This window comes from Halomonas halodenitrificans DSM 735, from assembly GCF_000620045.1.
GTDB lineage: Bacteria > Pseudomonadota > Gammaproteobacteria > Pseudomonadales > Halomonadaceae > Halomonas > Halomonas halodenitrificans.
In genome coordinates this window covers 88957-108287 of the sequence record NZ_JHVH01000015.1, presented here as the reverse complement: position 1 = coordinate 108287, position 19331 = coordinate 88957, and the positions used below count along the sequence as shown (strand labels likewise).

12 protein-coding genes are annotated in these 19331 nt (G+C 64.8%); 3 read left to right on the top strand and 9 right to left on the bottom strand.

Annotation, left to right across the window (positions count from 1 at the left end; translation table 11 throughout):
- Positions 1-217: 217 nt before the first annotated feature.
- Both Q358_RS0108520 and rlmKL read right to left on the bottom strand, forming a co-directional pair.
- Positions 218-568 (bottom strand): glutaredoxin family protein, encoded by a 351-nt coding sequence (locus Q358_RS0108520; RefSeq protein WP_027961664.1) that lies wholly within the window; start codon positions 566-568, stop codon positions 218-220.
- The gene (gene rlmKL, locus Q358_RS0108515) at positions 565-2763 is read right to left on the bottom strand and encodes a bifunctional 23S rRNA (guanine(2069)-N(7))-methyltransferase RlmK/23S rRNA (guanine(2445)-N(2))-methyltransferase RlmL (RefSeq protein ID WP_027961663.1); all 2199 of its coding nucleotides are present in this window, start codon (positions 2761-2763) and stop codon (positions 565-567) included. Before rlmKL ends, Q358_RS0108520 begins: the two co-directional genes overlap by 4 nt.
- A 245-nt stretch (positions 2764-3008) precedes the next feature.
- Between rlmKL and rmf the strand changes: the two genes are divergently transcribed.
- Positions 3009-3215 carry a ribosome modulation factor gene (rmf, locus tag Q358_RS18170; RefSeq protein WP_084286492.1) on the top strand — a complete coding sequence of 69 codons (207 nt, stop codon included), beginning with the start codon at positions 3009-3011 and terminating at the stop codon, positions 3213-3215.
- A gap of 95 nt (positions 3216-3310) precedes the next feature.
- Here rmf and Q358_RS0108510 read toward each other — a convergent pair whose 3' ends face one another.
- On the bottom strand, positions 3311-4327 hold the full coding sequence (locus Q358_RS0108510; RefSeq protein WP_027961662.1) for a quinone-dependent dihydroorotate dehydrogenase: 1017 nt from the start codon (positions 4325-4327) through the stop codon (positions 3311-3313).
- Between the two features lie 172 nt (positions 4328-4499).
- Here Q358_RS0108510 and mgtE point away from each other — a divergent pair, with 172 nt between their 5' ends.
- Positions 4500-5852 carry a magnesium transporter gene (gene mgtE, locus Q358_RS0108505; RefSeq protein WP_027961661.1) on the top strand — a complete coding sequence of 451 codons (1353 nt, stop codon included), beginning with the start codon at positions 4500-4502 and terminating at the stop codon, positions 5850-5852.
- Positions 5853-5954: 102 nt separating this feature from the next.
- Here mgtE and Q358_RS0108500 read toward each other — a convergent pair whose 3' ends face one another.
- The 4 genes from Q358_RS0108500 to Q358_RS0108485 form a co-directional block, all read right to left on the bottom strand.
- Positions 5955-10793 (bottom strand): NAD-glutamate dehydrogenase, encoded by a 4839-nt coding sequence (locus Q358_RS0108500; RefSeq protein ID WP_027961660.1) that lies wholly within the window; start codon positions 10791-10793, stop codon positions 5955-5957.
- A 167-nt stretch (positions 10794-10960) separates the two neighbouring features.
- On the bottom strand, positions 10961-12067 hold the full coding sequence (gene trmA / locus Q358_RS0108495; RefSeq protein WP_027961659.1) for a tRNA (uridine(54)-C5)-methyltransferase TrmA: 1107 nt from the start codon (positions 12065-12067) through the stop codon (positions 10961-10963).
- Between the two features lie 54 nt (positions 12068-12121).
- Positions 12122-12898 (bottom strand): glutamate racemase, encoded by a 777-nt coding sequence (gene murI / locus Q358_RS0108490; protein WP_027961658.1) that lies wholly within the window; start codon positions 12896-12898, stop codon positions 12122-12124.
- A gap of 164 nt (positions 12899-13062) precedes the next feature.
- On the bottom strand, positions 13063-13608 hold the full coding sequence (locus Q358_RS0108485; protein WP_027961657.1) for a hemerythrin domain-containing protein: 546 nt from the start codon (positions 13606-13608) through the stop codon (positions 13063-13065).
- Between the two features lie 167 nt (positions 13609-13775).
- On the opposite strand from Q358_RS0108485, the gene Q358_RS0108480 reads away from it, so the two are divergent.
- Positions 13776-15116: a replication-associated recombination protein A gene (locus Q358_RS0108480; protein WP_027961656.1), complete on the top strand. Its 1341-nt coding sequence runs from the start codon at positions 13776-13778 to the stop codon at positions 15114-15116.
- A 19-nt stretch (positions 15117-15135) separates the two neighbouring features.
- Here the strand turns inward: Q358_RS0108480 and lolA are convergent, their stop codons facing one another.
- Both lolA and Q358_RS0108470 read right to left on the bottom strand, forming a co-directional pair.
- On the bottom strand, positions 15136-15765 hold the full coding sequence (gene lolA / locus Q358_RS0108475) for an outer membrane lipoprotein periplasmic chaperone LolA (RefSeq protein ID WP_027961655.1): 630 nt from the start codon (positions 15763-15765) through the stop codon (positions 15136-15138).
- A 133-nt stretch (positions 15766-15898) separates the two neighbouring features.
- The gene (locus tag Q358_RS0108470; protein ID WP_027961654.1) at positions 15899-19288 is read right to left on the bottom strand and encodes a DNA translocase FtsK; all 3390 of its coding nucleotides are present in this window, start codon (positions 19286-19288) and stop codon (positions 15899-15901) included.
- Positions 19289-19331 lie beyond the last annotated feature (43 nt).

Here is a 19331-nt window from a genome sequence, read left to right as displayed (position 1 = left end):
GCCCAGGCCGAGGGTCAGAATCTGGGTGCCGTCCATGCCATACCTCCTGTCGTCGTGGAGGTCATATCCTGACCCAGCTCAGGGGGCGAATTCCACACCCAGCGTCGAAGAGCCAATTTTCAGGGTGTGTATTGTGTCCTTATCACGAGTTAAAGCTAAGCAGCAACGGGTGAAAAAGCAAATAAGCGGCCACCGGAAGGTCCCGGCCGAGGCGGTGTCACTCCCCTAGATAGCGTCTCCCGTTGCGGATTTGCGCCGCCCTGGCCTCACCGCCTACGCCCTCCCCATCGAGTCGACGCCGAAGCTGCCGCCAGGCTTCTTCATCCAGCCAGCCACGCGCCTCGAGCCACGCCACCAGGCGTGCCGGCTCGAAGCCGCGGTCGAGTTCGTTACCCGCGGCATCGGCCAGTACCGGAATGCGCACCCCGTAGCGCGCCATCAGGGCGTCATCCTCGCTGATCTCGACCCGCGTCCACTCCACCGGTTCATGGCAAAGCGATACCAGCAGCCCCTCCAGCTGCTGGCAGAGATGACACCCCAGGGTGGTGTAGAGGGTCAGCCGGATCATGCCGATGCCCCCGTGTTGTCGCGGTGGCGAATCAGGAAGACATGGTGAAGGTCGGGGTTGCGCTTGAAATCCGGATCGAAGGTCTGGGCCGAGATATCCTTGACCGCATAATGCTCGGCGAGGTCCGCGTCCAGCGTGAAGCGGCGCTGGTTGTTGGAGAACACCAGGGTCCCGTCCGGCGCCAGGCGCGCCATGGCCAGGCGCAGCAGCCGGCCATGGTCGCGCTGGATATCCAGGGTATCGTCCATCTTCTTGGAGTTGGAGAAGGTGGGCGGGTCCATGAAGATCAGGTCGAACTCGGCGTTGGCCCTCTCCAGCCAGCGCAGGCAGTCGTCGCGCACGACACGATGGCGTCCCGGGTCGAGGCGATTGAGGGCGAAGTTATCCCGGGCCCACTGCAGGTAGGTATTGGAGAGGTCGACGCTGACACTCTCCGCGGCGCCGTCTCCCTGCCCGCTGCCCAGACCCGCCTGCACGGTGGCGGCTCCGGTATAGCAGAACAGGTTGAGGAAGCGCTTGCCGGCGGCCATCTCGCCGAGCATCCGGCGCACCGGGCGATGGTCGAGGAACAGCCCGGTATCCAGATAATCGCGCAGGTTGATCCACAGCCTGGCCGGCCCCTCGCGAACCTCGAAGCGCTCGCCGGTGGCGGCCTGCTTCTCGTACTGGGCACGCCCGCTCTGACGCTGGCGTCGCTTGACCACGACCCGCGCCGGATCGACCTCGAGCACCTCGGGGATCACGGCCAGCGCCTCGAAGAGCCGCTTCTGGGCCTGGCCGGCATCCACCGACTTCGGCGCGGCATACTCCTGCACATGCACCCGGCCGGCGTAGACATCCACCGCCACCGCATACTCCGGCATATCGGCATCATAGAGGCGGTAGCAGCTCTCGCCGGTCTTCTTCAGCCACTTCTTGAGCCGCTTCTGGTTCTTCTCCAGCCGATTGGCAAACATCTGCGCCCCCGCCGAGCGGGACGGCCGGGCGGCGGTTTCTTCCTCCTCCCGCTGGGGTACCGCCATCAGCAGCAGCTTCGTATCCAGTGGGCCGTTGCGCAGCGCGTACTGCTTGTGGGCGCGCAGGCCGATGCGATGGCCGAGGTCGGGGTTGCCGGTGAAGACCGCCAGGCGCCAGCCGGGGAAGGCGGCGCGCACACCGTCACCCAGCTGGGCGTAGAGCGTCACCAGCTCCGGCAACTCGCCCAGGCGTTCCCCATAGGGGGGGTTGGTGATGACCAGCCCCGCCGGCGCCCCCTCGAGCCCCTGGGGGCAGGCCAGCTCGGCAAGCCCCGCGCCCTGAAGCGCTATCAGCGCCGGGATACCGGCCCGCATGGCATTGGCCTTCGCCGCCGCCAGCGCCGCCGGGCTCTGGTCGAAGCCGTAAAGGCGCGAACGACAGCGCTTGCGGCCGATACTCGCTCGCGCTTCGGCCTCACGCTTGAGCTCTCGCCAGATCGTCTCGTCATGTCCCGTCCAGCCGTGAAAGCCGAAACGCTCACGAGCCAGATTCGGGGCCATATCCGCCGCCATCAACGCCGCCTCGATCAACAGGGTCCCGGCGCCGCACAGCGGGTCCACCAGCGGCGCCCCCTGGCGTGCCAGTTCGGGCCAACCGGCACGCACCAGCAATGCCGCCGCCAGATTCTCCTTGAGCGGCGCATGGCCGACATCACGACGATAGCCGCGACGGTGCAGGCTTTCCCCGGAAAAATCGATGCCCATCACCAGGCGACCGCGATGGAGACTGGCATAACAGCGCAGGTCGGGCTGCTTGAGATCCACCGAAGGGCGCGGCAAGCCCAGGGCCTGCAGGCGATCCACCACCCCATCCTTCACCGTCTGGGCGCCGAAGCGCGTATGGCGGATCGCCTCGCTGCGGCCGTGGAAGTCCACCGCCAGGCTGGCCGACGGGGGCAGATGCCGCTCCCAGGGCACAGCGGCCACGGCGTCACGTAGCTGCTCGGGAGTACTCACGCCCTCCTCCCGGGCCAGACACAGGACAACCCTGTTGGCCAGGCGTGACCACAGGCAGACCCGATAGGCACTCGCCAGGTCGGCACGGGCATTCACCCCCCCCACGGTGCTCTTGACGGGCTCGGCGCCGAGGGTCGACAGCTCTTCGGACAGCAGCTCCTCGAGGCCTCGGGGACAGGTCATCAGCAGATCTAGGGAAGGCTCGGATAGGATCGAATTCATCGGCAATCACCGCGAAGGGATAAGAGTAAGTGGATGCCACATCAGGCAGGGGAACGTGATGTTACAAATTGGCGGTCGACAACTCGGATCGAGTTGGGCTATCTATAGGACAGTAGCTACTAAGAACACGCATGCGTTTGTTGCCAATGGGGCCTGTTCATTCCGCATTCTGGCTCCTTGGCGTATTACGGCTCGGGCAAACTCGGTTTCTGAGCTGGTCAGGTACCTTATCAAGAGGTAGTCCAATGAAACGACAGAAACGTGATCGCTTCCAGCGTGCTTATACGCATGGCTACAAGGCAGGTGTCTCAGGTCGCTCCCGCGATGATTGTCCCAGTCAGGACGTTAATATTCGCGAATACTGGATGAGCGGTTGGCGTGAAGGTCGTGGGGATGATTGGGCCGGCATGACCGGTGTCTCCGGTATCCATAAGAACCCCATGGTGGTGTGAACCCGTCATTCGATACTAGAACCCCATGCTAGAGAGGTTCACCCTTTCCCAAGCCCGCGGCACGCCGCGGGCTTTATGCATGCGGCCAACCCGTGTCAAGTCACCTCGCTCAGGGCCCGGGCGCACTCCCCCACCAGCCCAGGACCGCGATAGATAAAGCCTGAATAGAGCTGGACCAGGTCGGCGCCGGCCTCACGCTTGGCCCGGGCGGTTTCGCCGCTGTCGATACCCCCGACCCCGATGATCGGCATCTCGGGAAGGCGGCGGCGGAGCTCTCGGATTACGCGATTGGACGGCTCGAATACCGGCCGGCCCGAGAGGCCACCCTGCTCATCGGCGTGTTCCAGCCCTGCCACGGCCTCCCTCGAGACGGTGGTGTTGGTCGCGATCACCGCATCGATATCATTCGCCGACAGGCACTGGGACACCAGTCCGACTTCTTCATCGTCCATATCCGGCGCGATCTTCACCGCCAGGGGAACCCGGCGACCGCTATCGCCATCGAGGCGCACGCCCCTCTCGCGTAGCGCCGACAGCAGGCCATCCAGGTGCTCACCGAACTGCAGGTTACGCAGGCCCGGTGTATTGGGCGAGGAGATATTCACGGTGATGTAGTGGGCATGGGCGTGTACCTTCTCGAGACAGGCCAGGTAGTCATCTACCGCCCGTTCGACCGGCGTCGTCAGGTTCTTGCCGATATTGATGCCGACCACTCCCTCGAAGCGGCTGGCCCTGACCCTGGCGACGAGATGGTCGACCCCGGCGTTATTGAACCCCATGCGATTGATGATGGCGCCCGCTTCCGGCAGGCGAAACAACCGCGGCGTCGGATTGCCGGACTGGGGCCTGGGCGTGACGGTGCCCACCTCCACGAAACCGAAGCCCAGTGCCCCCAGGGCGTCGAGGTGGTCGGCATTCTTGTCGAGCCCGGCGGCAAGCCCGACCCGGTTGGGGAAGCGCAGCCCCATCAGCTCGACGGGATCATCCACCGTCTCCCCGGCGATACGCGCCGCCAGGCCCATACGGCCGGCCAGATCGAGCCCCTTCAAGGCCACGCCATGGGCGGTTTCGGCGTCCAGGCGAAAGAGCAGCGAGCGGGCGAGGGAATACATGGCGTCTCCGAAGAATGGTGGTCGCGAGCGGGCATGAGTATAGCAGCGCCTCCTTCGGGAAACGACGCCATGGCCCACAGGCGACGCCAATTTTGTGATCTACTGTAGTCCGCCAAAAAACGCCGGGGGTGGGGCACTGCCGTCACACCGCCGAGGAGCCAGGGAGATTGAGATGGCCGACACCACCGAAACCCTCGAACACCGCCTGTCCCGAATCCATCGCGCGCTGGGGGAAAACCGTCTTGACGCCGTCGACGCCGTACTGGCCGACCTGGAGCCCGCCGAAATCGCCCTGTTGCTGGAATCCCTGCCTCCGGCGGCCCGTATCCAGCTATGGAAACGAGTCCCCGGGGAAGTCGACGGCGAGGTACTGCTTCACGTCCATGATGAAGTGCGTGGCACCCTGCTCGATGATATGGACCACGAGGAGATCGTGGCCGCGGCTGCCGGCATGGACACCACGGACCTGGCGGAGATCTTCGAGGACCTGCCTCAGCAGGTGGCCGAAGACATGCTGCGCTCCATGGACGCCCTGCAGCGCGAACGCCTGGAGGAGACCCTCTCCTTCGAGGAAGACAGCGTCGGGCGCCTGATGCGCACCGATACCATCACGGTACGCAGCGACGTCAGCCTGGAAACGGTATGCCGCTTCCTGCGCTGGAAGGAAGCGGTTCCCGACAACACTCACCTGCTGATGGTGGTCGATCGGGACGCCCGTTTCCAGGGTACCCTGCCGGTGGCACGACTGATCAGCCACCCCCCCGAGATGGCGGTGGCCGACCTGATGGACCACGAGGTCGACAGCATTCGGGTCGATATGAAGTCTCGGGATGTGGCCACCCTGTTCCAGACCCATGACCTGGTCTCGGCCCCCGTGGTGGACGAGACGGGCCTGCTGCTCGGGCGCATCGTCATCGACGATATCGTCGACGTGATACGCGAAGACTCCGAGCAGGCCTTGATGAACATGGCCGGCCTGGACGAGGAGGAGGACCTGTTCGCCCCCGTGCTTTCCAGCGCCAAGCGCCGGGCCGTCTGGCTGGGCATCAACCTGATCACCGCCTTCCTGGCCGCCTGGGTGATCGGCCGCTTCGAGGGGGCCCTGGACAAGATCGTCGCCCTGGCGGTTTTGATGCCCATCGTCGCCAGCATGGGCGGCATCGCCGGCAGCCAGACCCTGACCCTGGCGATACGCGGCATGGCCCTGGGCCAGATCAGCAGCACCAACAGCGGCTGGCTGCTGCGCAAGGAGGTCGGCATCGCCATCCTCAACGGCATGCTCTGGGCCTTGCTGGTGGCGATACTGGCGCTTGTCTGGTTCAAGAGCGTCGCCATCGGCGTGATCATCGCCGCCGCCCTGGTGATCAACATGCTGGCAGCGGGTGTCGCTGGCATCCTGGTGCCACTGCTGCTCAAGCGTGTCGGTATCGACCCGGCACTGTCGGGTTCGGTGATACTGACCACCGTCACCGATGTCGTCGGCTTCATGTCCTTCCTGGGCCTGGCCACCTACTTCCTTCTCTAGGCAGCTCCCGCCTCGACGCTCGACTGCCTTCAAGGCACCCGCCCATAACGCGACACCCCGCCAACGGGCGGGGTGTCCTTTCCTTGCGGTGAGTGAAACGACTCAGGGCTCGCGGCTGCTCTCGGCCAGGTCGACCAGTTCGCGAACCGCCACGGCAAACAGCGGGAACCCACCCTGGGCGCCGCTACCGACCTGCTCGAGCAGGCGGCGCCAACGTGCATGCATGTTGCCGTGTCGTTCGAGCCACTGCTCGACTCGCGCCGCCGAGTCACTGGCCCCTTCCTCCATCTGCAGCACGCTGACGGTCAATGCCAGCTGCTGGCGGTCGATGTCGTCACGGAAGGTCTCGCGGGCCTGAGCCTGCCAGCTGTCGCGCACCTCCAGTTCGGTGACCTGCCGGATCATCCACGGTAGCGCCAGACGGTTGCCGATCTCGTAGAAGACCTCGGCCACCTGCTCCGGCGCCACGTCGGCCTGGCGTGCGGCCTGGATAATACCCAGCCCGGCATAGAGGCTTCCGGCCGCTGCCACGTTAGCCGCCAGCGACTCCGGCACTCCTGCTTCCATCAGCTCATCACGACGCGCCTCCCAGGCGTCTCGCTCTTCGCCGCTGAGGCGCTCGCCGATGCCCTCGCGTATTGCCGACAGGCGCGGCGCAAAATACTCGATACACTGGCGGGTATCGAGGCCGAGGCGACCACGCAGGAACCAGCGGGTGGAACGACGGATCAGCCGCATCAGGTCGAGCATCATGGCATACTGCACGCCACTCGGCACCCGGTTATCCAGCGCCTCGATCTGCGTCCAGGTCTCGCTCAGCCCGAACACCTCGCGGGCAATGACATAGGCGCGTGCAATCTCGGCTCGGTCGGCCCCGGTAGAGTCGATCAGCCGGCGCACGAAGATGATCCCCATGTGATCGACCAGATCGTTGGCCACCTGAGTGGCCACAATCTCGCGCTTGAGGCGATGCTCGTACATCTCGTCGCGATAACGCTCCACCAGCACCCGCGGGAAGATACGCTCCACATGCCCCACGATGACCGGGTCATCGGGCACATCGGAGGCGATCAGGTCATCCTTGAGCACGCTCTTGGAATACGAGATCAATACCGCCAGCTCGGGCAACAGCATGCCCTGCCGATTGATGGCTCGCTCCTGGAGCTCCTCGTCCTCGGGCAGGAACTCCAGCTCCCGGTCGAGCTGTCCGGCGGCCTCCAGCTCGCCGATAAACCGCTGGTAGGGGCCAATCCCCTGCTGCGACAGCAGCTCGGCGAGATCCAGTGCCTGGGTCTGGCGATAGTTGTCGATCAGCACCAGATCACTCACCTCACCGGTCATGTCGGCCAGCAACTGGTTGCGCTGCTTGTCGGTCATATCGCCGCGCTTGACCACTTCATCGATGAGAATCTTGATATTGACCTCATGGTCCGAGCAGTTCACGCCGCCGGCGTTATCGATGAAGTCGGTATTGATACGTACGCCCCGGGCAGCGGCCTCCATGCGGCCCCGCTGGGTCATGCCAAGGTTGCCACCCTCGCCCACGACCCGGCAGTTGAGCTCACCACCGTCGATGCGCAAGCCGTCGTTGGCCTTGTCACCCACCTGGGCGTCGGTCTCGTCGCTGCCCTTGATGTAGGTACCGATACCGCCATTCCAGACCAGGTCCACCTCGGACTTGAGCATGGCGCTGATCAGCTCGTTGGGGGAAAGCTTGTCCTCGCGGATGCCGAAACGCGACTTCATCTGCCTGGTGAGGGGGATCGACTTGGCGCTGCGCTTGAACACCCCCCCGCCCTCGGAGATCAACGAGGCATCGAAGTCCGCCCAGCTGGAGCGCGGCATCTCGAACAGACGCTTGCGCTCGGCGAAGGTGGTGGCGGCATCCGGTTCGGGGTCAACGAAGATATGCAGGTGGTTGAAGGCCCCGACCAGGCGAATCTTGTCCGACAGCAGCATGCCGTTACCGAAGACATCACCGCCCATGTCACCGATGCCCACGACACTGAACTCATCCTCCTGGGTATTGATACCCAGGCCACGAAAGTGACGCTTGACCGATTCCCAGGCCCCGCTGGCGGTGATCCCCATCTTCTTGTGGTCGTAGCCGTTGGCCCCACCGGAGGCGAAGGCATCGCCCAACCAGTGGCCGTACTCGGCGGAAATTTCGTTGGCAATATCCGAGAAGGTGGCGGTTCCCTTGTCCGCGGCCACTACCATATAGGCGTCGTCGTCGTCATGGCGCACCACGTCGCGTGGCGGAACGACCTCGCCGGCCATCAGGTTATCGGTGACATCGAGCAGGGCCCGGATAAAGGTCTTGTAGCACTCGACTCCCTCGCGCTGGAAGGCCTCACGATCCCCCTCCGGCAGCTGCTTGCAGACGAAGCCGCCCTTGGCTCCCACCGGCACGATGACCGAGTTCTTGACCTGCTGGGCCTTGACCAGGCCCAGCACTTCCGTGCGGAAGTCCTCGTGGCGATCCGACCAGCGCAATCCACCACGCGCCACCTTGCCGCCACGCAGGTGCACGCCCTCGACCCTGGGCGAGCAGACGAAGATTTCGAAGGCAGGACGCGGCTTGGGCATGCCGGTGATTTTCGAGGGTTCCAGCTTGATGGCGATATAGTCCTTGACGTCACCATCCTCGCGTCGCTGGTAGTAGTTGGTACGCAGCGTCGCCAGCATCATCTCCATATAGCGGCGCAGCAGGTGATCGTCATTGAGGCTGTCCACATCGTCGAGCAACCGCTGGATGCGCTCCACACAGGCCTGCTCCTCGCCCTCTTCGGGACGATCGGCCGGGTCGAAGCGCAGCTCGAACAGCGTCACCAGCTCCCGGGTAATCTCCGGATAACTGGCCAGGGTATTGGCCATGTAATTCTGGGAGACACCGAAGCGAATCTGCTTGAGGTAGCGCGCATAGGCGCGCAGCATCGCCACCTCGCGCCAATCGAGGTTGGCGCCGATGATCAGGCGATTGAAGGCGTCATTATCCGCCTCACCGGCCCAGATGCGCAGGAAGGCCTCGGTAAAGGGCTCGCGCATCTCCTGGAGATTGACCTCGGTACTGGTGTGGTGTTCGAGGTTGAAGTCGTGAATCCAGTAGCTGGCATCCCGGGCGCCGATCTCGTAGGGACGCTCACCAATGACCCTGAGGCCCAGGTTCTCCATCATCGGCAGCACATCGGAGAGCGGAATCGGGGCGTCGCGGTGGAACAGCTTGAGGTTAACCCCGCTGCCTTCCTCTTCCACCAGCCGGTAGAGGGACAGTGCCAGCGGCTCACCGTCGTCGAGCTCTCCGATATGGTGCAGGTCATAGATGGCGGTACGGGCACTGAAGTCATCGCGATAGCTGGCCGGAAAGGCAGCACGGAAGCGATCCATCAGGCGGTTGGCCTGCTCCTCACCGAAGCCATCGATACAGGCGCTGTGAAGGTCGTCGCGCCAGTTGCGCGCCAGTTTGGCCAGCTTGTCCTCGAGGCGTCGGATCTCGTACTCGGTCGGCTCCTCGCCCTTGAAACGCAGGATAAACTGGATGCGCGCCAGCACCGACTCGGAGAGGTAGGTATTGAAGTCACCGAAGGTGGCGTCGAGTTCTTCGCACAGCATATCCTGGATGCGCAGGCGCAGTTCGGTGGAGAACACGTCCCGGGGCACGAAGGCCAGGCAGGAATAGAAGCGTCCGGGACGATCCTCGCGCACGAACAGTCGTACGCGGCGACGCTCGCGGATGCTGAGAATACCGAGTGCCGTCTGCGCCAGCTCCTGGGTATCGATCTGGAAGAGATCGTCGCGGGGATACACCTCGAGGATCTGCAAGAGCTGCTTGCCGTTATGTCCCTCCGGACTGAAGCCGGCGATTCTCATGACTGACTTGAGCTTACGGCGCAGGATCGGCACGTTACGCGGTGACTCGTTATAGACCGCGGCGGTAAACAGCCCCAGGAAACGATGCTCGCCAATCAGCCGCCCCTGCTCGTCGTAACGATCGATGGAGATGTAGTCAGGATAGGTAGGGCGATGAACCCGGGCATGATGGGCACTCTTGGAGAAGGTCAAAAGCTCCGGCACCAGCACATAATGGCCACCCTCGATGCCCAGTTCGGTGCGGATGCGCTCCCGGTAGCGTGGCTGATCGAGGCGGAACACCCCGAGCTCGCTGCCCTTTTCCTTGTCGAGCGTCTCCTTGCCTGCCTTCTCATTCACCGCATAGGCGTCGTAGCCCAGGAAGGTGAAGTTATCGCGAAGCAGCCACTCCATGAAGGTGATCGCCTCGGCATGATCATCCGGGTCCGTCTGGGGCGGGCAGCAGGCTCGCAGCTCCGACAGTGCCTCCTCGACCTTCGCTCGCATGGGGTCGAAATCGCTCACCGCCGTGCGCACGTCGACCAGCACTTCCTCGAGGCTGACATGCATCTCCTGCAATTCTTCGGCATCGGAGTGACGATCGATTTCGATGACGATCAGCGACTCACGCTGGCCTGGGGCGTCAGGGCTGCTCGGCGAAGCCGCCTGCAGCAGGCGATGGTCACGCCCGCGCTCCGTGGCCAGCACGGCATTGTGGATCGCGTGCACGGTAATGCCGCGACGATTGAGTTCAATGCGCACCGAGTCGACCAGGAAGGGCATGTCCGCGTGCAACACCGCCACGAAGGTGTGGGGCGACTGCCAGCCGTGCTCTTCGAAATCGGGGTTGAAGACCCGCACCTTGGGCTCGGTGGGTTCGAAGTGCTGCAGGAAATGCCATACCGAGAGGGTCGCGCCGTAGATATCGTCGAGCCGACGATCCTCCAGGTCATCCTGTGGTATGGCGGCATAGAAGTAATCGGCGAAGGCGCCGACGGCCTTCGCCTTGGCGGCGTCCAGCTTGGCGTTAAGGCGCTCATGAAGCTGCTCGAGCAGGTCCTGTCTGGCTTCATCATTCGCAACGTGCTGCATCCATCACCTCGGCTACCGGCGGCCGCTCCTGCGACCGGAAGTGTTCGACACGACCCTGGTAGGGCCCTGCCGCCAGCTTACGCGACTCCCGGAGAACGACCCAGCCCCTTGATGATCTATTCATGGAGCATGTCGGATATGCATCGCCTCGAAATGGTGCAACGGTATCAATCGCGTCGCTCGAGCAACACACCACACTCGCAGTGGTGGGTCCAGGGAAACTGGTCGAACAGCGCGAAACGCGTGATCCGGTGTGTCCGGGTCAGGTGCTCCAGGTTGTTCGCCAATGTCTCCGGGTTGCATGAAATATAGACGATACGCGAATAGTCGCTCAGTTGGTGGCAGCTGGCCGCATCGAGGCCGGCGCGCGGCGGATCGACCAGCACGGTGCTGAAGGCATAGTCATCGAGCCCCCATTCGGTCACCCGGCGCCCTCCCTTGTCGCCCTTCAGCGCCGCGGCGAACTCTTCGGCGGACATGCGCCCCACGGTGACATTATCAATGCCGTTGGCGGCCAGGTTCTGCCTGGCGCTGGCCACCGAGGTACGCGAGATCTCCGTGGCCAGCACTCGGCGGAAATTGTCTGCCAGTGCCACCGTGAAATTGCCGTTACCGCAATAGAGCTCCACCAGATCGCCTGCCTGGCTGTTCCGGGTCACGTCCCTCGCCCAGGCCAGCATGGCGCGACAGATCTGGGCGTTGGGCTGGGTAAAGCTGTTCTCCACCTGCTGATAGACGAATTCGCGCCCCTCCACCTCGAGGCGCTCCCAGACATGGTCGCGCTCGAGTACCCAGCGTTGCTTGCGGGCGCGACCGATGATCATCACTCCCAGCTGCTCCTGCAGAAGGCGGGCCTCGGCCTCCCAGGCCTCATCCAGCTGACGGTGATAGATCAGGGTAACCAGCGCCTCGCCGGAAAGAGTCGTCAGGAATTCGACCTGAAACAGCCGGCGACGCAAGGTGTCATTGTCGCGCAGGGCATCGAGCAGGCGCGGCATCAGGTCGTTGATCTTCCGGCTGGCGACCGGGTAGTCATCCAGGCGGATTACCGTCTTGCGCTTCGGGTCCTCCGGGTCCACTTCAAACATGGCATAGAAGAGGTCGTCCCCCTCGTGCCAGATGCGAAATTCGCAGCGCTGGCGATAGTGGCTCGACGGCGAGGGATAGACCTCGAGCGCCGGGGGCGCGAAGCGGGAAAAGTCTCGGACGATGCGCTCGCGCTTGGCCTCGAGCTGCGAGTCGTAGCGATCTGGGTCAACAACGGGAATGGCCAAGAAGCCTCCAGGAGCCTATGGGTGAACGAAAGGAAGAATGGGGGACATGGATGCTCAATCCAGCATCAAAAGGTCCGGGGCGGCGAAGCCGAAACGCGCCAGGACGGCGCCTAGTGCCATATCGGGGGCGGTAGCCAGGCTTGCCCCGGGGCCATTCGCCGGCGCCACATCCGCCGCTACCTGGGCGGTACGCCGGGCGATCGCGTCGCTGGAGTCGACCCAGGTCACCGCACGCGAGACACAGGCCGCCAGGGCATCACGCAATAGCGGAAAATGGGTGCAACCGAGCACCACGGTATCGAGATCGGGGTCATCCCACAGGGGAGCCAGAGCCGCCTCGATCACGCCGGCGTCGGGCCGCTCGCCGGCCAGGCGTCGTTCGGCTTCGCGCACCAGAGGATCCGCTGCGACCCGTCGAACGCTGCAGTCGGCGGCGAAGGCCTCGATCAGGCGTAGGGTATAGGGTCGTGCCACCGTGGCACTGGTGGCCAGCAGGCCGATATGGCGGCTGCGACTCGCCGCCGCCGCCGGTTTGATGGCGGGCACCGTCCCCACCACCGGCACCCCCAGGCGTTCACGTAACGCATCCAGTGCCAGCGTACTGGCGGTATTACAGGCAACGACCAGGGCCACACAGCCGCTGGCCGCCACGGCCGCCTCGCATACCGCCAGGATACGCCGCACCAGCCAGGCATCCTGACGGGGGCCGTAGGGTAGCATGGCGTTATCGCAGGCGTAGGCAAGGGCCGCCTGTGGCAAGCGCTCGCGCAAGGCGGCCACCACCGAGAGACCGCCTACTCCGGAGTCGAAAACCAGGATCGGCCCTGCCATCACTGCTCCTCTCGTCGCGTTACGCCTGAGCAAGGGGGACACAATGATGGCAGAGCCTTCGGTAACGGGTTGGGCATGGCGAGGAAGTGGCTGCTGGAAATGCCGGCCATTCTACCTCACTCTCGGCGGCGAGCCGAAACGATCTCGCCGCCGGGGCGACATCATCAGGTCATTGGCTCGGGGGCATCGCGCAGCTCGGCATACAGCTCGGGATAGGCTTCCTGAAGGCGCTCGAGCTGCGCCTGGGCACCCTCGGGCAGTGCCGCCGCCAGCGCCTTCAGGTCCTCTTCATCGAAGTTCTCGCGAATCAGGGGAAACAGCAGCTCGCGCTCATCGCGCAGGTAGGTGCGGTGGCTCTCCAGATAGGCCCTGAGATCCTCGGTAAAGTGTTCCATGGGCACCACGGCATCCATCAGGATCATGTCGAGGTCGTTGGACAGCCGCTTGAGGCGGGACTGCAACGCTCGATAGTCCTTGGCCAGGCGCTCGGTGACCTCGACGCTCGAGGGGACCAGCTCCATCAGCCGTTCGGTACAGACCTTCTCCAGAGGCTGGGTAAAGCCTTCCTGGTAATCGAGGATATAATCGACGACCTCCCGGACCAGCTGAAAATTGGGACGCTCGCCATCCGCCAGCATCTTTTGCTTGAGTTGTAGAACGTGCAACATGCGCGCCATGTTGGCATGATCCTGACGCAACTGGGGCAACATAGGCATGTCGGGCCCTCCTGTACGCTACATGAGAGAAGGCACTCTCCATTGGATGCGCCATCCGGAACAGGGTTCAACGTGGAGTCCTTTCGACCCCGCAACGCCTCCCCACTCTAGCAGGCCGGCCACTACCCTGCCGCATGCCGATCAAAGTAAAGGAGCCGACCATGGACCTCTTCACAAGCGACCATGATGATGACGCCCCACTCGCCTGGCGCATGCGTCCGCGCCGGCTCGACGACTACGTGGGCCAACAGGCGCTGGTCGGACCCGACAAGCCGCTGCGACGCATGGCCGAGAGCGGCCTGATACGCTCGATGATCCTGTGGGGCCCCCCGGGTACCGGCAAGACCACCCTGGCCGAGATCCTGGCCGCCGAGTCCGGCGCTCACCTGGAGCACCTCTCGGCGGTAATGGCCGGCGTCAAGGAGATCCGCGCCGCCGTGGAGCGAGCCCAGGCACGCCAGGCACAGGGGGCGACGACCCTGTTATTTCTCGACGAGATTCATCGCCTCAACAAGAGCCAGCAGGACGCCCTGCTCCCCCACGTGGAGTCCGGATTGCTGACGCTGATCGGCGCCACCACCGAGAACCCCTCCTTCGAGGTCAACTCGGCCCTGCTCTCCCGAGCCCGGGTGCATGTGCTGACATCGCTCTCCGAGGAGGAGCTGCTGGAGGTGCTGCAGCGGGCCCTGAGCGACCCCGAGAGGGGCCTGGGTGCACGCCATATCCGGCCAGAGGATGGGGTGCTCGGCGTGCTGGCCCGGGCCGCCGCCGGCGATGCGCGTCGCGCCCTGGGACTGCTGGAAAGCGCCTGTGACTTTACCGACGCCACGTCCGAAGGCAGCGAGACGCTGGGGCGAGACGCCCTGGAAGCGGCGCTGGGACACCAGACCAGCGCCTTCGACAAGCAGGGGGATCACTTCTATGACCTCCTGTCGGCCATCCACAAATCGGTGCGCTCGTCACGCCCGGACGCGGCGCTCTTGTACATGGCACGCTTTATCCAGGGCGGCGGCGACCCCCTGGATATCATTCGCCGCCTGGCGGCCATCGCCTCCGAGGACGTGGGCAACGCCGACCCCCGGGCCCTTCCACTGGTCATGTCCGCCTGGGACGCCTACCTGCGCCTGGGCGATCACGAGGGGCAGCGCGCCATCGCCCACGCCGCCATCCATCTCGCCGTGGCCCCCAAGAGCAACGCCATCGACCGGGCCTGGCATCAGGCCAAGGCCTTCGTGGCCGGCCAGCCTCAGCTCGAGGTGCCGAGTTATCTGCGCAATGCCCCCACCAAGCTGATGGAATCCCTGGGCCATGGGCAGGGCTATCGCTACGCCCACCACGAGCCCAACGGCTACCCGGCGGGCAGCAGCCACGACTGCTGGCCCGAATCGACCGCTCACGAACGCTTCTATCGCCCCACCGAATTCGGCCAGGAAAAGCGCTACGCCCAGTTGATGGCATGGCGAGGGCAGCTCGACGCCGAGGCGGACGACGCCGGCGCATAATCACCGGCGAAGCTCGGAGTCAGTGGGTATCGCGAATCACGTCGGTACCCTCGGGAGTCTCGAAGGCGAAGCGCTCATCGGCGATGGACTGATTCATGTCCACCTCACGGAAGGCAATGGCGGTGCGCTGCCCCGTGCTGTCGACCATTTCCAGGCCGACCAGGCGCTCGCCTCTAAAGGTCATCTCCAGCTCCTCGAAGAGGGTGTCGGGGTCCTTCGGCAGCAGGAGAAAGCGCTCGGCGCTGCCCTGCTGACTGCGCGTGACATCGAAGTTCTCGACCAGGTCATCACTGCTGCCGGAGAGCAGCAGGGCCGGCGTATGGGTCACGCGCTGGTCAAGCGCCTGAACGGTGGCCTGTTCCAGGTCAGGGTCGTAGAGCACGACCTCATCGCCGTCGGAGACCACCAGCTGCTGGTAGGGGGCGTCCACCTCCCAGCGGAACCTTCCCGGCCGAGACAGCCACATGTTCCCCTGGGCCTCCTGCAGCCGCTGGCCGCTGGCATCGATTATCTGCTGCTCGAAGGCGGCCGCGTACGTCTGCATGGGCTCCAGTATGTGGCTGAGGCGCTCCGCTCCTTCGCTGGCCAGAGCCGTCAACGGCATGGCGAGGCCGACGGCAAGAGTGGCGAGGGTCTTCTTTACTGTCATGTCTGTCTCCCTGAAGAGTGCCGGTAATAGCCTGACACTCGGACCGCAGGCGCGCCTCCGGGTTGCATCCCGAAGCGCGCCTTCACGGTAGCTGCATGGTCATGCCCCGCTGTCGCCATATGACGACAGGCCATCAACCGCCGGCCGGCGGCGGTGCCAGCACTTCGCGAGCACCGTTGGTGCCCATGGTGGAGACCACGCCGGCCACTTCCATTGCTTCCACCAGGCGCGCGGCACGGTTGTAGCCAATCTTGAAGCGCCGCTGTACCGCCGAGATCGAGGCGCGTCGCGACTCGGTGACGAAGGCCACCGCCTCGTCATAGAGCGCATCCTGCTCGGCATCGTCACCGTCGCCTCCCTCGGACTCCAGGCCGGTCAGGGCCTCCGCAGAGACGCCACCGGAGAGGATCTCCTCGATGTATTCGGGTTCGCCACGGCGCTTCCAGTCTTCCACCACTCGGTGCACCTCATCGTCATCGACGAAGGCGCCGTGGACCCGGGACGGCATGCCCGACCCCGACGGCAGATAGAGCATATCGCCGTGGCCCAGCAGGTTCTCGGCCCCACCCTGGTCGAGGATGGTGCGCGAATCGACCCGCGAGGAGACCTGAAAGGCCATACGGGTCGGCACGTTGGCCTTGATCAGGCCCGTCACCACGTCCACCGAGGGACGCTGGGTCGCGAGTATCAGGTGAATGCCGGCAGCACGTGCCTTCTGTGCCAGCCGCGCGATCAGCTCCTCGACCTTCTTGCCGACGATCATGAACATGTCGGCAAACTCGTCGATCACCACCACGATATAGGGCAGCTTCTCGAGAACCGGCGGACTCTGGTGCATTTCCCAGGGCTGTGGTTCCCACAGTGGGTCCGCCACCTGGGCGCCGGCTTGCTCCGCCTCGTCAAGCTTGGCATTGAAGCCTGCGATGTTACGCACCCCCATGGACGCCATCAGCTTGTAGCGCCGCTCCATCTCGGCCACGCACCAGCGCAAGGCATTGGCGGCCTCCTTCATGTCGGTGACCACCGGAGCGAGCAAGTGAGGAATGCCATCGTAGACCGAGAGTTCGAGCATCTTGGGGTCGACCATGATCAGCCGCAGCTCGTCAGGCGTGGCCTTGAGCAGCATGGAGATCAACATGGCGTTGACCCCTACCGACTTGCCCGAACCCGTGGTACCCGCCACCAGCAGGTGGGGCATCTTGCCGAGGTTGGCCACCACCGGTCCCCCGCCGATGTCCTGCCCCAGCGCCAGGGTCAATGCCGACTCGGGCTGCTGGTATTGATCGGAGTCGATCACTTCGCGCAAGCGGATCATCGCGCGATGGGGGTTGGGGATCTCGATGCCGACCGTGGGCCGCCCGGGAATCACCTCTACCACACGCACGCTCTTGACCATCAGCGAGCGCGCCAGGTCCTTGGCCAGGTTACTGATCTTGGAGACCTTCACACCCGCCGCCGGCTTGATCTCGAAACGAGTGATCACCGGCCCCGGCCAGGTCTCCACCACCTCGGCCTTGACGCCATACTCGCGCAGCCTTACCTCGAGGAGCTCCGCCATTTCCTCCAGCTGTTCACCGGTATAGTTCTGCTTCTGGGGGCCGGTAGGCGTCAGCAGACGCAGGCTGGGCAGATCACCATCGGGTTCGGGCAGGTCATCCAGAACCGGGCGCTGGTTCTGCAGATGCTCCACGGTCCAGAGCCGCATGCCCTCTTCATCGGCGGCCTCCCTGGCCTGCTCGGCAGTCGCCATCCGCGGCTCACCAGGCTCATCATCGCCGGTCGCCGACTCGGGCTCAGGTGGCCGCGCAGACGACTGGAATGACGCCATGGCCGCCGCGCCACTGACGGCGCCACTGACGGCGCCACTGGCTACGGCGGGCCCGGCGACACCGGTGGGTGTCTCGGCTTTCTCGACGCTCTCAACGCCTTCGGTTACTGCCGGCCCGCTAGCGGCTGCCGGCGTCTGGGTTGGCTCGACGTCCTCGGACACTGTCGGCCCGCTGGCGGCTGCCGGCGCCTCGACCCGTTCGGGCTCTTCGGCCACGGCCGGCTCATCCCAGGAGACTTTCGGTCCGTCATCATCCGTACCGTCATCATCGAGATGGCCCTCGCTGGGCGCCGAAGGCCACGGCGGTGCCGGCCTGTCATCGGCGACACTCGCCGGCGTCTCGACCGCTCGGCCCGACCCGGCCGGCGACGCTTCGTCGCCATGCTCGCGCCTCGGGGCCGGCTCATGCCAAGCCGCCAACGGCTCCTCATCGTCGGGCAACACGGGCTCGGGCACACTCTCCGGCACGCGCCTCGCCGGCTTGTCGTCGGGCCCGGACACTGGCGTCGCCGAGGCCTCAGGTGATGCACCGGCGCCACCGGGCTGTCTCGTCGACGGCGCGGCCTCGGGTTGTTTGACCGACGGCGCGGCCTCGGGTTGCCTGACCGACGGCGTGGCCTCGGGTGGCGTATCGGCGGCACTGGGCTGCCTGGCCGACGGCGCGGCATCGGGCGGTACACCGGCGGCACCGGGCTGTCTAACCGATGGCGCGGCCTTGGGCGCCACACCAGCGGCACCGGGCTGCTTGGCCGACGGCGTTCGCTCGGGCACTTCCCAGGGAATATCGGTATTGCCATTATCTCCAAGGCCGGGCTCAAGACGCGTCATGCTATCGCCGGCGGCTCTGGACGCCCCATTGCGACGCCCTGGCAGCACACGCTGCCACCAGCGCCTTCCCCGGGCGGCATCATCTGCCACCGCTCCAGGAGCCGCGGCCGTGGGTGCGTCGACCTTTCGGGATTTCTCCGTCGCCTCCTTCTGTGCCTTTCCCTGTTGCGCCTCGGGTTGCGCAGGTAACGGGGCTTCCCGGCGGGTAAAGGCAAAGCGTTCCGCCAGCCAGGTCCAGAAGCGCAGCGCACCGCGTCCGAGCTCATCCATCACACTGAACCAGGAAATCCCGCTGAACAGCGGAACGCCGCAGAGCAGGGCCACGAGTGCCAGCAGGCCACTGCCACCCACACCCACCATGGGCACAAGGGCACCCACCAGCCCTTCACCGAGAATGCCCCCCGTGGAGTAGGGCAAGGGGCCTTCCGGGCGGTAGAAGTACAAGGCACCCAGCGCAGTCGTTCCCAACAGCAACAGGATCAACCCGCCACCACGAACCGCCAGCGCCGTCGCATCCCAGGTAAGTCTCACCTGCCGTGAGCGCAACAGACGCCAGGCGGCGAAGCCGAGCATTCCCGGCCACCATAGGGCGCTTACACCAAACAGGGAGTAGGTCACATCGGCCAGCCAGGCGCCCACCGGACCCATCCAGTTGACCACATCGGTCTCGGGGCCACTGCGCGACCACCCGGGATCACTACCCTCGTAACTGAACAGCGCCAGCAGCAGAAACACGCAGACTGCCAACAGCACAATCACCACGCCCTCGCGTGCCGCCCCATGCAACTTCACTCCAAAGCGTTTTGCTGATTCTCTGGCATTGGTCACGCGGTCTTGCCGCGACCCGGTCTGCTTGTCGACACTCAACGGATCATCCCCCTTGCGCCACGCCTGGCGCCATGCGAATGCG

Bases quoted from the DNA above. Each gene is read 5' to 3' on its own strand.
- rmf (WP_084286492.1), top strand. From the start codon at position 3,009: ATGAAACGACAGAAACGTGATCGCTTCCAGCGTGCTTATACGCATGGC.
- Q358_RS0108520 (WP_027961664.1), bottom strand. From the start codon at position 568: ATGATCCGGCTGACCCTCTACACCACCCTGGGGTGTCATCTCTGCCAG.
- Q358_RS0108510 (WP_027961662.1), bottom strand. From the start codon at position 4,327: ATGTATTCCCTCGCCCGCTCGCTGCTCTTTCGCCTGGACGCCGAAACC.
- mgtE (WP_027961661.1), top strand. From the start codon at position 4,500: ATGGCCGACACCACCGAAACCCTCGAACACCGCCTGTCCCGAATCCAT.
- lolA (WP_027961655.1), bottom strand. From the start codon at position 15,765: ATGACAGTAAAGAAGACCCTCGCCACTCTTGCCGTCGGCCTCGCCATG.
- Q358_RS0108485 (WP_027961657.1), bottom strand. From the start codon at position 13,608: ATGTTGCCCCAGTTGCGTCAGGATCATGCCAACATGGCGCGCATGTTG.
- Q358_RS0108480 (WP_027961656.1), top strand. From the start codon at position 13,776: ATGGACCTCTTCACAAGCGACCATGATGATGACGCCCCACTCGCCTGG.
- murI (WP_027961658.1), bottom strand. From the start codon at position 12,898: ATGGCAGGGCCGATCCTGGTTTTCGACTCCGGAGTAGGCGGTCTCTCG.
- Q358_RS0108500 (WP_027961660.1), bottom strand. From the start codon at position 10,793: ATGCAGCACGTTGCGAATGATGAAGCCAGACAGGACCTGCTCGAGCAG.
- rlmKL (WP_027961663.1), bottom strand. From the start codon at position 2,763: ATGAATTCGATCCTATCCGAGCCTTCCCTAGATCTGCTGATGACCTGT.